Raw genomic sequence first — 13,459 nt, forward strand, 5'->3', positions numbered from 1 at the left:
CAGGCCGGCGCGATGGTTCAGGGCGCACGGCGCTCGCACACGCTGTACAGGGGCATGTCATGAGTGAAAGAGGGGGCACCGTCGGGATACTGGCGGTGGTGGTGGCTATCGCCATCGGATTGGGGTGGTGGGCCGGGCGCGGGGGCGTGCCGGCATCGGTCGACCCGGCGGCTTCCGTGACACCGGCAGCGCGCGCGCCGGCCGTGGCGCCTGCTCCGCAGCCTTCCCCGGCCGCGCAACCTGCCGCCGCCACCGTGGGCCAGGCTGATCCCTTTGCCGTGCTCGATTGCCAATCGCGCGAATACAACGACACGCTGGCGCTGGCGGTCACCTTCACCCAGCCGGTCGACCGCAAGGCAAACCTGGATTCTTTTCTTGGCGTGATCGATACCGGCGCGGCCAAGGCGGCCGATGACGCCCAGGATGCGGCGCCCGCCGCGGCGTCCCCGGTGGCTGCGAGCGCAGCGCCCCCCCAGGGCAAGCCGGTGCAAGGCGCCTGGGTGGCGGGCGACAACCCGCGCATGGTGTATTTCCCCTATGTACAACCGCAGCGCAGCTATGCCGTGCGGGTGGGCGCGGCCTTGCCGGGGGCCCAGGCTGGCGTCACGCTGGGGGCAGACCGCCAATGCAGCGTGCAGACGCCTGCCATGCCGCCGTCGTTCTATTTCGCCAGCCGCGGCGTGGTGCTGCCGGCCGGGCAGAACGGTGGCCTGCCCGTGACAACCGTCAATGTGCCGGAAGTCGATGTGCAGTTCCTGCGCGTCGCACCCGAGCATATGTCTGAATTTTTCGACGATGTGCTCGGCCTGGGCCGCACCTCGGGCGATGAAGACGATGACGATGATGAGTGGCGGTATGCCGACAACCGCAGCCTGAAAGGCTCGGTCAGCAACTGGGACCTCGACCGGTTGCACAGCCTGACCACCAGCGCCTACCAGGGGCGTTTCCTGACCGACGAGCGCGCCAACCGGCGCCATGTCACGTTCCTGCCGGTCGAGACCATTGCCGAACTGCGCCAGCCGGGCATTTATGTCGCGGTCATGAGTGAACCGGGGCGTTTCCGTTACGAATACCAGGTTACCTACTTCTATGTCAGCGACATCGGCCTGCATACGCGACGCTATGCCGATCGCATCGAGGCCTACACCGTGTCGCTCAAGAGCGGCCAGCCGGTGTCCGATGCGGACGTGGAACTGGTCGATGGCGCCGGCAAGGTGCTGGCGCGGGCACGTGCCGACCAGGCCGGCCATGTGCGCTTCGACGGCGATCCGGCCAGGGCACGCCTGGTGCGCGCGGTACGTGGCGGCGAAATGACGGTGCTGGCCCTGGGCGAGCCGGCGCTCGACCTGTCCGAATACGACATAGGCGGCCACCCCGCCCGCAACAACAACTTGTTCGTCTATGCGGGCCGCAATCTCTATCGGCCGGGCGAGACGTTCCAGGTATCGGTACTGCCGCGCGACCCCGACGGCCGGCCGCTGGCGCCAGCCCCGCTGACGGCCACGCTCAAGCGCCCCGATGGCCGCGTGGTGCGCAGCGAGCTGTGGCAACCTGCCTCGAAGGTGGCCGGTTACATCGAGCACGGCGTCGAACTGCCCCTCGATGCGCAGACCGGCAAGTGGCTATTGGAACTGCGGGTCGACCCGGCCGCCCGGGTGCCAGATGCATCGTGGTGGTTCCAGGTCGAGGAGTTCATGCCCGAACGCATGAAGCTGCAGCTGGAATCCACCCAGGCGGTGTTGACACCGGGCGAGCCCTGGCAGATCGACGTACAGGGCGATTACCTGTACGGTGCGCCCGCTGCGGGCAATCGTTTGCTGGCCAGCTTCCAGGTGCGGCGTGATCGCTTTGCGCTGGCTCAGCAATGGCCGGGCTTCGTGTTCGGCGATGTTGCCGACGACACCTTGCGCCACTATGAAGAATTGCCTGAAGGCAAGCTCGATGACAAAGGCACGGCCCGGTTGAGCGTAGACCCGCAAGGCGCGGGTGCCGCGCATTCGCCGCTGCGCGTGCGCCTGTCGGCCAGCCTGCTGGAATCGGGCGGGCGGCCGGTGGTGCGGTCTATCGAGCGTAGCGTGTGGCCGGCCGACAAGCTGATCGCCGTGCGGCCGCTCTTTGACGATGATGTCACGCGCGAAGGCGCGCCGGCCGGATTCGAGGTGGTGCGCCTGGACGCGGCCGGCAAGGTGGTCCCGCTGCCCGAGGCTCAACTGCGACTGTATCGCGAGCATCGCCGCTATTACTGGCGCTACGACGACCAGCGCGGCTGGAACAGCGGCTATACCGATACCGAAGAACTGGTTGAATCGCGCGTGATCGCGCTGCCCGATCGCACTTCGCTGGCGCTGCCGGTCGACTGGGGACGCTACCGGCTGGAGATCGCCGACCCGCAGACCGGCCAGGTCGCGCGCTACCGCTTCTACGCCGGCTGGGGAGCCCAGGATGCCGAGGCGGTGGGCAACCGGCCCGACCGCGTGCAAATGAAACTCGAAGGCGTGCCCGCCCGGCCTGGCGATACGGTCAAGCTGACCATCACGCCGCCGCACGATGGGCAGGCACTGGTTACCGTCGAAGGCGACCGCATGTTGTGGTCGCGCTGGGTGCCGGTGCAGGCCTCGGGCACACCGGTGGACATTCCGCTCGACCCGTCCTGGAAACGGCACGACCTGTACGTATCGGCCGTGGTGTTCCGGCCCGGCAGCGCCGGCGACCGGGTCACGCCGGCCCGCGCACTGGGCCTGGCGTTCCTGCCTATTGCCAGCGTCGAGCGCAAGCTGGGCGTGACGCTCGACGCGCCCGGCAAAGTCGAACCCGAACAGCGCACCACGGTGCGCGTCAAGGTGGACGGCGCCCAGGGCAAGCAGGCCACGGTCACGCTCTCGGCGGTCGATGTGGGCATCTTGAATATCAATCAATATGCCACGCCGGACCCGCTGGATTTCTTCTTCGGCAAGCATCGCTACGCAGCCGAGCTGCGCGACATGTACGGCAAGCTGATCGAGAAAATGGATGGCACCACCGGCCGCCTCAAATGGGGCGGCGATGCGGCGTTGCGCGGCGACAGCCGCAGCTTGCCCCGCAAGGTCAAGCTGGTCGACCTGTTTTCGGGACCGGTGGCGCTGAACGAGCAGGGCGAAGCCGAGATCCCGCTGGACCTGCCCGATTTCAACGGCACGCTGCGCCTGATGGCGGTGGTTTTCAACGACGAGAAATACGGCAGCACCGATACCGAAATGGTGGTGGCAGCACCCATCGTGGCCGAACTCAGTACGCCGCGTTTCATCACCCCGGGCGACCAGGCTGCCGTGGCGCTGGACCTGACCAATCTCAGCGGCGCCACGCAGCAGGTCACGGTGAATCTGCGCGCGCTCGATCCGCTGGCTATCGCCGACGGCACGCGCACCGTGACGCTGAAAGACCGCCAGCGCACCACCTTGCGCTTTACTGCCAGTGCCACTGGTTCGTATGGCCTGGGGCAAGTGCGGCTGCAAATCGACGGCAAGGGCGGGGCCAAGCCCGTGCATATCGTGCGCGAATCGGTGCTGCAAGTGCAACCGGCCCATGCACCCGAAAATCAGTTGCGGCGCCTGCGGCTGGCGCCGGGCGAACGCTTCGCGCCGGGGGCCGAACTGGCGGCGGGCTATTACCCGGATTCCGTCATGGCCAGCCTCAGCTTGTCGAACCGGCCGCCCATCAACGTGGCACGCCTGGTGCAGCGCCTGCTCAGCTACCCTTATGGCTGCACCGAGCAAACCATCAGCGCGGCCTTGCCCTGGATACTGATTGACGATGCCGATGCCAAGCGCTTCGGCCTGCCCGCGCATACCCGCCAGGAACGGGCCGACAAGGTGGCTGGCGCGCTGGGCCGGCTGGCCGGCATGCGCAATGCCTCTGGCGCCTATTCGTTATGGGGCGATGCCTCGTCGCGCGACATCTGGCTGACTGCTTACGCCACCGGCTTCATGCAGGATGCGCGCGACCACGAATTCGCCGTGCCCGAGGCCGCGCTGGCGCGCCCGCGCCAGTGGTTGCTGGAGCAACTGCAGCAAAGCGCGGGCAGTTTCGGCACCTGGCCGGACAAGCTGCGCCGCGACCTGCAAAGCGGCCGCGTCGATCGCGACAATGCCGACACGCTGCGCAATGACCATCGCCGTTTCGCCGGATTCGCGGCTGCCGCGCTGGTGCTGGCGCGCGACCGCCAGGCACCATTGTCGACCGTGCGCCAGTTGTTCGACCGCTACCAGGAGCGCGCCTTGTCGCCCTTGCCGCTGATGCAATTGGCGGCGGCCTTCCAACTGATGGGCGATGCCGGGCGCATGGAACAGGCCGTCGACCTGGCGCTGGCGCGCGCCTATGGCTATCGGCACCATGGCGGTGCCGGTTATTCGGACGAATGGCTGGGCGACTATGGCAGCGCGGTGCGCGATTACGCGCTTGCCTATGCGCTGGCAGTGCAATACAAGTTGGCCGAGCAAGGCCGCGAGCCCTTGCTGGCGCAGCTCGATAGCCGCCTGCAAGGGCGCTCGTACTTGTCGACCCAAGAGCAGATGGCCTTGCTGTTGGCCGCGCGGGCAGCCGGCGGCGATGCCAGCACGCCCTGGGCGGCCACGCTGGCCACCGCCCATGGCAGCCAGGACCTGGGCGGTACCGAAGATCGCAGCGTGCCTTTGCGCGGCGCCGATCTGGCTGCCTTGCAACTGACCAACACCGGCACGCAGCCGCTATTTGTCGAGCTCGATCTGCAGGGTACCCGCCAAGAGCCGCCCGCGCCGCGCAGCGATGTGATTCGCCTGCAGCGCAGTTGGTATACGCCCGATGGCAAGCCCTGGGATGGCGGCGTGCTGCATACCGGCGACCTGCTGGTGGTCAGGCTGCGGGCCTCGGCCAACCAGCTGCTGCCCGATGCCCTGGTGGTCGATCGCGTCCCGGCAGGCTTCGAAGTCGAGAACCTGAACCTGTCACAAAGCCCCGACATGCAAGACTGGGAGATCGGTGGCACGCGGGTGGCCGATGCGATGGCCAACCCGGCCATCAAGCACCGCGAATTCCGCGACGACCGCTACGTGGCGGCCATGGCCCTGGATCGCAAGGCGGTCGAGGTGTTCTATATGGCGCGGGTGGTCACGCCAGGGCGGTATGCCGTGCCGTCGACCGTGGCTGAAGACATGTACCGGCCCGAATTGCGAGGCGTAGGCGAACGATGGAGCCCGATCGAAATCCGCGACCGCGGCGCCGCGCCTCGCTAGGGCGCGGCGGTCCGGGCCGGCGGTGCGTGCTGCTGCTGGCCGGCGTATTGTTGGCGGGAGTGGCGTCGCTATTTGCGCTGGACCGCCTGTTTCCCTTGCCCGCCATGGGCAGCGGTGGAGCGGCCGTCGTCGTGGCGGTCGACGGCACGCCGCTGCGCACGTACCCCAGCCGCGATGGCATGTGGCGCTATCCGGTCATGCCCGGCCAGGTGGCGCCCGCGTACCTGGCAACCTTGCTGGGCTACGAAGACCGCTGGTTCTATTGGCACCCGGGCGTCAATCCGGTGGCGCTGGCTCGCGCCGGCTGGCAATGGCTGGCGCACGGGCGCATCGTATCCGGCGGTTCCACCCTGACCATGCAGGTGGCCCGGCTGCTCGATCCGCAGTTGGCCGCGCTGTCCTCGCGATCGCCGGTGGCCAAGCTGCGCCAGATTATCCGGGCCTTGCAGCTTGAATGGCACTACAGCAAGGACGAGATCCTTGCCATGTACCTGACGCATGCCCCGATGGGCGGCATTGTCGAAGGTGTAGAGATGGCGGCCCGCCTTTGGCTGGGCAAGTCTGCCCAGGATCTCAGCCGTGCCGAAGCCGCTTTGCTTACGGCCTTGCCGCAGGCGCCTTCGCGCCTGCGTCCCGATCGCCATCCGCAGGCCGCCCAGGTGGCGCGCGACAAAGTGCTCGACCGGATGGTGGCGCGCGGCTGGAGCCCCGTCACCGTGGCCGACGCCAAAATCGAGACCGTGGTGGCGCCGCCGCTGCGGGCGCGCTGGCTGGCGCCGCTGGCGGCCCAGCGGCTGCTGGCGAGCCAGCGGAGGGCCGGCCGGCAGCCGGCCATCGTGGCATCAACGCTGGACGCCGACATCCAGGCCACGGCCGAGCGCATGTTGCTGGACCGGGTCGACGGATTACCGCCCAAGGTATCGATGGCGGTATTGGTCATGGACAACGACACGCTGGCGATCAAGGCCTATGCCGGTTCGGCCGATTTCTCCGATGATAGCCGCTATGCGCATGTGGACATGGTGCGCGGGGTGCGCTCGCCGGGGTCGACGCTGAAGCCGTTCTTGTATGCGCAGGCGCTGGATGCCGGGCTGGTGCATTCCGAAAGCCTGCTGCTCGACGCGCCGCTGTCATTCGGCGGCTATGCGCCGGGCAACTTCCAGGCGGCCTTTTCCGGTCCGGTCAGTGTGGCGCAAGCGCTGCAGCGTTCGTTGAATGTGCCCGCGGTGGACCTGCTGGACCGGGTGGGGCCGGCCCGTTTTGCCTCGATGCTGATGGCGGGCGGCGTGCGCCTGCGCATGCCGGACGGGGCACAGCCCAACCTGAGCTTGATTTTGGGTGGTGCCGGCACCACATTGGAAGAACTGGTCGGCGCCTATCGGGCGCTGGCCCGCGGCGGCCTGGCCGGCCGGCCGCGCCTGGCGCCGGGACAGCCCCGGGTCGAGTCCCGTATGATGAGCCCTGGGGCCGCCTGGATCGTGCGCGACATTCTCGAGGGTGGCGGCCATCCCGACCGGCCGTTGGTTCAGGCCGGCCGGCCGCTGGCCTGGAAAACCGGCACCAGTTTCGGGTTCCGCGATGCCTGGGCGCTGGGCGTCACCGACGCCTGGACCATCGGCGTCTGGGTAGGACGGCCCGATGGCACGCCCAATCCGGGTTTTTTCGGAGCAAACGTGGCGGCGCCGTTGTTGCAGGACATCGTCGCGGCCTTGCCCGGCAGCGTCGCGCCGCACGTCCAGCGGCCGTCCAGCGTACAGCCGGTGGTCACTTGCTGGCCGTCGGGCTGGCGGCAGGGTAGCGTGCAAGCGGGGCCATGTGCCCAGCCGCGCGCCGCCTGGGCACTGGACGACACAGTGCCGCCCGCGTTTGCGGGCTATGCTGACGTGGCCAGCGGGCCGCTGCGGTTGCAGGGCGTGGCCAACGGGTCGGTGCTCAGGCCGGTGCCGGGCAGGCAAGAGGTAGTACTGGATGTAAGCGTGCAGGGCGCACGCGGCCAGGTGTGGTGGATGCTGGACGGGCGCGTGCGTGAACGCGGCGCGGCATCCACACCCCTGACATTGTCGATGGTGCACAATGGCCGCTATACCTTGACCGCCATGGATGAGCAAGGTCGATACGACCGTGTGGTTTTTGAAATCGCTGGCGTTACGCCCTGATCAGCTTAGAATATGAATCGTGTATTTCGACCGCTTCGATGCGTTACGGAGGAAGCGTGATTTCCCAAGAGCTTGAAGTCAGCCTGCATATGGCTTTTGTTGAGGCCCGCTCGGCCCGGCATGAATTCATTACCGTCGAGCACCTGCTTCTGTCGTTGCTGGACAACGCGTCGGCCGTGGAAGTTCTACGCGCTTGCGCCGCCAATATGGATGACTTGCGCCGCAACCTGCGCCAGTTCGTGTCCGAGAACACGCCGGTCATTCCCACCGGTGCAGAAGTCGATACGCAGCCCACGCTGGGTTTCCAGCGGGTGATCCAGCGCGCCATCATGCATGTGTCGGCCGGCGGCACTGGCAAGAAGCCGGTCACGGGCGCGAACGTGCTGGTGGCCATTTTTGGCGAAAAAGACTCCCACGCCGTCTACTACCTGCAACAGCAGGGCGTGACGCGGCTGGATGTGGTCAATTTCCTGTCACATGGCATCACCAAGCAACCCCAGGAAGAGTCCGGGGCTGCGCCGAAAGAACAGCCCAGCCTGGAAGAGCCGTCCGAATCGCGCCAATCGCCGCTGGACCAGTTCGCCAACGACCTGAACGCCGCCGCCCTGGCGGGCCGCATCGATCCACTGATCGGCCGCGAGCACGAGGTCGAGCGCGTCATCCAGGTGTTGTGCCGGCGCCGCAAGAACAACCCGCTGCTGGTCGGCGAAGCCGGCGTGGGCAAGACTGCCATTGCCGAGGGCCTGGCCTGGCGCATCACGCGCGGCGAAGTCCCTGAAATCCTGCAGGGCGCGCATGTGTTTGCGCTCGACATGGGCGCGCTGCTGGCCGGTACCAAGTACCGGGGCGATTTCGAGCAGCGCCTGAAGGGCGTGCTCAAGCAGATTCGCGGCAACCCCGACTCCATCCTGTTCATCGACGAGATCCACACCCTGATCGGTGCGGGGTCGGCCTCGGGCGGCACGCTCGATGCGTCCAACCTGCTCAAGCCGGCGCTGTCGTCCGGGCAGCTCAAGTGCATCGGCGCCACCACGTATACCGAATTCCGCGGTGTCTTTGAAAAAGACCACGCGCTGTCGCGCCGCTTCCAGAAGATCGACGTGTCCGAGCCCAGCGTCGAGCAAACGGTGCAGATCCTGCGCGGCCTCAAAAGCCGTTTCGAAGAACATCACAACGTGCGCTATTCGGCAGCCGCGCTCAGCGCCGCGGCCGAATTGTCCGCCCGCTATATCAACGACCGCCACCTGCCCGACAAGGCCATCGACGTCATCGACGAGGCGGGTGCCGCGCAGCGCCTGTTGCCGCGTTCGCGCCAGAAGAAAGTCATCGGCAAGATCGACATCGAGAACATCGTCTCGAAGATCGCGCGCATCCCGCCGCAGTCGGTGTCCAACGACGATCGCAGCAAGCTGGCCACGCTCGACCGTGATCTCAAGACGGTGGTGTTTGGCCAGGACAACGCCATCGATGCCCTGGCGGCCGCCATCAAGATGGCCCGCTCGGGGCTGGGCAAGCCAGACCGTCCCATCGGCTCTTTCCTGTTCTCGGGCCCCACGGGCGTGGGCAAGACCGAAGTGGCGCGCCAGTTGGCCTTCACCATGGGTGTCGAGCTGCTGCGCTTCGACATGTCCGAGTACATGGAACGTCATGCGGTGTCGCGCCTGATCGGCGCGCCGCCCGGATACGTCGGTTTCGACCAGGGCGGCCTGCTTACCGAAGCCATCACCAAGCAGCCGCACTGCGTGCTGCTGCTCGATGAGATCGAGAAGGCCCACCCGGATGTATTCAACATCCTGCTGCAGGTCATGGACCACGGCACGCTCACCGACAACAACGGGCGCAAGGCCGACTTCCGCAATGTCATCATCATCATGACGACCAACGCGGGTGCCGAGACCCTGAACCGGCCGGCCATCGGGTTCTCGAACAGCCGCGTCGTGGGCGATGAAATGGCCGAGATCCGCCGGATGTTCACACCGGAATTCCGCAACCGGCTCGACGCCATCATTCCGTTTGCTCCGCTGTCGCGCGAGATCATCCTGCGCGTGGTCGACAAGTTCCTGATGCAGCTCGAAGACCAGTTGCACGAGCGCCGTGTCGAGGCCGTGTTCACCGACGAACTGCGCCAGCACCTGGCCAAAGAAGGGTTCGATCCGTTGATGGGCGCGCGGCCCATGCAGCGCCTGATCCAGGACACCATACGCAGGGCCTTGGCCGATGAGCTGTTGTTCGGCAAACTGGCCGATGGCGGTACGGTGACCGTGGACCTCGATGAGGCCGGCAAGGTGCGACTGAACTTCGACGGTGCAGGCAAGACGCCGGGTTCCGGCGCACCCGACAAGCAGGAAGTCGAACTGGTCGACTGATCACCTTGAGCCGTGAGCCCCTGATCTCGTGCGAACACTGCGCCAGCGTTTTCAGGCGCCACGAATTGCAGCCGGGCGAGACCGCCACTTGCTCGCGCTGCGGTACCATCCTGTGGCGCTATAGCAGCGTAAGCCTGTCCGGCTGGCTGGCCTTGACGCTGGCCGCGCTGATCGTGTTCGTGGTGGCCAATGCCTACCCGGTCATCAGCATGTCCGTGCAGGGCATGACGCGCGACGCCTCGCTGCTCGACGCCGTGTCGATGACCTGGCAACAGGGGTATAACGCCACTGCCATCATGACCGGCCTGGCCGGGTTTGCGTTGCCGCTGCTGCAGCTGTGTGTGTTGTCATGGGTGCTGTGGCCGTTGTCCCAGGGGCGCGAGCCGCTGGGGTTCCGTCCCGCCATGCGGATCCTGGGCATGCTGCGGCCGTGGTGCATGGTGCCGGTATTCCTGCTTGGTGTGCTGGTGTCCGTGGTGAAGCTGGCGGGCATGGCGGCGGTCGGTCCCGCGCCGGGCCTGTATGCCTTTGGGGCCCTGACCGTGCTGCTTACCATCCTCGACCGCCTTTCGCCCCATGCCGTGTGGCGCTTTGCCGAACAAAGCGGCGCGGTGCCGGTGCACGTGCCCAGCCTCGAGCAGGGCCAGGTGCTGGCGGGCTGCCACGTCTGCGGCCAGGTGCAGGCCCTGTCGTCCCACGACCATGACGGCCCGGCCCACCATTGCGTGCGTTGCAGCGCAGTCGTGCACTACCGCAAGCCCAATAGCCTGGCACGAACCTGGGCGTTGCTGCTGGCCGCGGCCGTGCTGTATGTGCCGGCCAATATGCTGCCCATCATGAACATCAGCTCGATTTTCCTCGGCGACAGTGGCCATACCATCCTGGGCGGCGTGGTCGAGCTCTGGCACACAGGTTCATGGGACATTGCCCTGATCGTGTTCGTGGCCAGCATCGTGGTGCCCCTGACCAAGATTCTTGCGCTGGTTGTGCTGGCCGGCGCGGTACAGTGGGGCAGCCAGTTCAACCTGCGCCCGCGCACGCGGCTGTACGAAATGATCGAATTCATCGGCCAATGGTCGATGCTCGATGTCTTCGTAGTGATATTGTTGTCGGCCTTGGCGCATTTCCAGGGCATCATGGAAATCTCCGCCGGCCCGGCGGCCGGCGCGTTTGGGCTGGTGGTCATTCTTACCATGCTGGCGGCCATGAGCTTCGATCCGCGCAGTGCGTGGGACCAGGAATCCCGCGGCAGTCGCCGCAGCCGGCCGGCCGACGGCAATATCCGTGCGGCAACTGGGCAAAACACGGCATAGTTCCGACCAACACAAATTCCCGATATGGCCGACCAGAATCCCCCACCATCCAACGACGGCATCGACGCGCCGGAAGTCACGCACAAGAAGCAGCGGCGCATCTCATGGATATGGCTGGTGCCGATTGTGGCCTTGTTGGCGGGCTTGTCGCTGGTGGTCCGGACCTGGATGGAAGTAGGCCCGGAAATCTCCATCGAATTCAACACCGCCGAGGGCATCGAGGTCGGCAAGACCCAGGTCCGCTACAAAGACGTGGTGGTGGGCACGGTGCACAACATCCGCTTCAACGACGACAGGTCCAAGGTCATCGTGCAGGCACAGTTGGCCAAGGACGCTGCCGGCCTGGCGACCGAGGGCACCAATTTCTGGGTGGTGCGGCCCCGGTTGGGCATCAGCGGGGTCTCGGGGCTAGGCACGCTGCTGTCGGGCGCCTACATAGGCGTGGACGCCGTCGATGGGCCCAACGCCTCGACCACCGCCACCAAGTTCGAATTCATAGGCCTGGAAACGCCGCCACCGGTCACGCATGACCGCGATGGCAAGCGGTTCACCCTGAAGGCCCACGACCTGGGGTCGCTGGATATCGGATCGCCAGTGTATTTTCGCCGCATCAATGTCGGGCGGGTGATCGGCTACAAGCTCGACGAAACCGGCAGCGCCGTCAATGTGGAAGTGTTCATCGATGCCCCCAACGACAAGTTCGTGACCCAGGGCACACGGTTCTGGAATGCCAGCGGCGTCGATCTGTCGGTTGATGGCAGCGGGCTGAAGCTGCATACGCAATCTCTGTTATCGCTGGCGCTGGGCGGGGTGGCCTTTGCTCCGGTCAACCAGAACGACCCCGGTACTGCCGCGCAGGGTAACCAGTTCCAGTTGTATTCGAGCGAGGCCGAGGCCAAGGCCAATCCCGATGGCGAGCCGGTTCCGATCCGCATGCGCTTTGACCAGTCGGTGCGCGGCCTTAGCGTGGGGGCAACGATCGACTTCCAGGGCATCGCACTGGGCGAAGTCACGCGCATCACGATTGATTTCGACTCCAAGAAGAAGCGCTTCTATGCCCTGGTCGATGCCTCGCTGTATCCCGAGCGCCTGGGGTCGGTCTACGATCGGGTCCACGAACGCGCCTTGGAAGCCGGCGACGACACCGAGGGCAAACTGCTGGCCTCGATGGTCGAGCACGGCCTGCGCGGTCAGTTGCGCACGGCCAACCTGCTGACCGGGCAGTTGTACATCGTGCTGCAACACTTCCCCAAGGCCGAACCGGTCGAATTCCATATTTCCGACCCCATCGTCATCCCGACCATTCCCGGCAACCTGGAACAGTTGCAGCAGCAGATCACCAATATCGTCGACAAGATCGACAAGATCCCGTTCGACCAGATCGGCCGCGACCTGCGCACCTCGCTGTCCAGTGCATCCAGGCTGATGTCCAATCTTGACAAGACCCTGGCGCCCGAAGCGCGCGAGACCTTGCGTGCGGCTCGCAAGTCGCTGGACAACATCAACCAGCTGCTGGCCACCGATGCGGCGCTGCCGGCCAACGCCGAGCGCGCCATGCAAGAGCTGGGCCGCGCCGCCCGTTCGTTGCGCGCCCTGGCTGATTACTTGCAGGCCAATCCGGAAGCCCTGATCCGCGGCCGGGGCCAAGACCCGCTGCCCGGCGAAACCAGGAACTGATCCATGCGTACCATCCGATACGTCCCGCTGTCGCTGTCCATCCTGGCGCTGTCGGCCTTGTTGTCCGGCTGCGCCGGGTCGCCGCCCGCGCACTTCTACACGCTGCAAACCGCGCCGCAGGCGGTGTCGCCGGAGGCCAGTCGGGCCGGGTTCCAGATCGAGGTTGTACCGGTATCGGTGCCCATGCAGGCCGACCAGCCGCAGATCATGCTGCGCGAGCACGAGGGCGACGGCGCGCTGGCTCCCTTGTATTCGCATCGCTGGAGCGCTCCGCTGTCCGATGAGATCGGGGCCGCCATGTCCGATGTACTGACGCGTACCCTGGGCGCCCTGGACGTCCAGACGCTGCGACCCGCCGACAGCACGCCAGTTTGGCGGGTGCAGGTGGACGTGCAGCGCTTTGACATGGTGGCCGGCGGCCCGGCCCGCCTGGATGCCACGTGGCGGGTGCGGCCCATCAACCTGAAGGGCGCCCGCACGCTGATATGCCGCGCGGCCGTGCAAATGCCGGCCGACGGCCAGGACATTCCCGCGCTGGTGCAGGCCCAGCAACGCGCGGTGGCGCTGATGGCCCAGACTATCGCATCGGCCATCCAGTCGGGCGGGACGCGGGCTATCCCGGCGGGCCAGCAAGTACAGCTCTGGGATTGCGCCTGAACCAAGGGTAAACCCTTAAAGGTTAACCATAATTCAATCCGGGT

General features: G+C 66.3%; 6 protein-coding genes. All 6 read left to right on the plus strand.

The annotated features are described in order from the left end of the window. Positions 1 to 59: 59 nt before the first annotated feature. The 6 genes from KW845_RS22625 to KW845_RS22650 are packed head-to-tail and all read left to right on the plus strand — an operon-like array spanning position 60 to position 13,415. Positions 60 to 5,246, plus strand: coding sequence for an MG2 domain-containing protein (locus KW845_RS22625; RefSeq protein ID WP_218371624.1), 5,187 nt, complete (start codon positions 60 to 62; stop codon positions 5,244 to 5,246). Then, a complete protein-coding gene (pbpC, locus tag KW845_RS22630; protein WP_218371625.1) occupies positions 5,201 to 7,402 on the plus strand; it encodes a penicillin-binding protein 1C in 2,202 nt (733 codons plus the stop codon). Before KW845_RS22625 ends, pbpC begins: the two co-directional genes overlap by 46 nt. Before the next feature lie 38 nt (positions 7,403 to 7,440). Further along, entirely contained in the window at positions 7,441 to 9,768 is a 2,328-nt protein-coding gene (clpA, locus tag KW845_RS22635) for an ATP-dependent Clp protease ATP-binding subunit ClpA (RefSeq protein WP_218371626.1), read from the plus strand. A gap of 5 nt (positions 9,769 to 9,773) precedes the next feature. Further along, positions 9,774 to 11,081: a paraquat-inducible protein A gene (locus tag KW845_RS22640; RefSeq protein ID WP_255592865.1), complete on the plus strand. Its 1,308-nt coding sequence runs from the start codon at positions 9,774 to 9,776 to the stop codon at positions 11,079 to 11,081. Between the two features lie 24 nt (positions 11,082 to 11,105). Then, complete coding sequence (locus tag KW845_RS22645; RefSeq protein ID WP_218371627.1) at positions 11,106 to 12,758, plus strand: intermembrane transport protein PqiB; 1,653 nt, start codon at positions 11,106 to 11,108, stop codon at positions 12,756 to 12,758. A 3-nt stretch (positions 12,759 to 12,761) separates the two neighbouring features. After that, the gene (locus KW845_RS22650; protein ID WP_218371628.1) at positions 12,762 to 13,415 is read left to right on the plus strand and encodes a membrane integrity-associated transporter subunit PqiC; all 654 of its coding nucleotides are present in this window, start codon (positions 12,762 to 12,764) and stop codon (positions 13,413 to 13,415) included. Positions 13,416 to 13,459: the final 44 nt, after the last annotated feature.

Source organism: Bordetella sp. BOR01, assembly GCF_019218885.1.
In the GTDB taxonomy this organism is placed as follows: Bacteria; Pseudomonadota; Gammaproteobacteria; order Burkholderiales; family Burkholderiaceae_B; genus Bordetella_A.

What these genes read in the sequence shown, in the direction of transcription:
- pbpC (WP_218371625.1), top strand. Translation starts at nt 5,201, where the DNA reads ATGGAGCCCGATCGAAATCCGCGACCGCGGCGCCGCGCCTCGCTAGGG.
- KW845_RS22625 (WP_218371624.1), top strand. Translation starts at nt 60, where the DNA reads ATGAGTGAAAGAGGGGGCACCGTCGGGATACTGGCGGTGGTGGTGGCT.
- KW845_RS22645 (WP_218371627.1), top strand. Translation starts at nt 11,106, where the DNA reads ATGGCCGACCAGAATCCCCCACCATCCAACGACGGCATCGACGCGCCG.
- KW845_RS22650 (WP_218371628.1), top strand. Translation starts at nt 12,762, where the DNA reads ATGCGTACCATCCGATACGTCCCGCTGTCGCTGTCCATCCTGGCGCTG.
- clpA (WP_218371626.1), top strand. Translation starts at nt 7,441, where the DNA reads ATGCGTTACGGAGGAAGCGTGATTTCCCAAGAGCTTGAAGTCAGCCTG.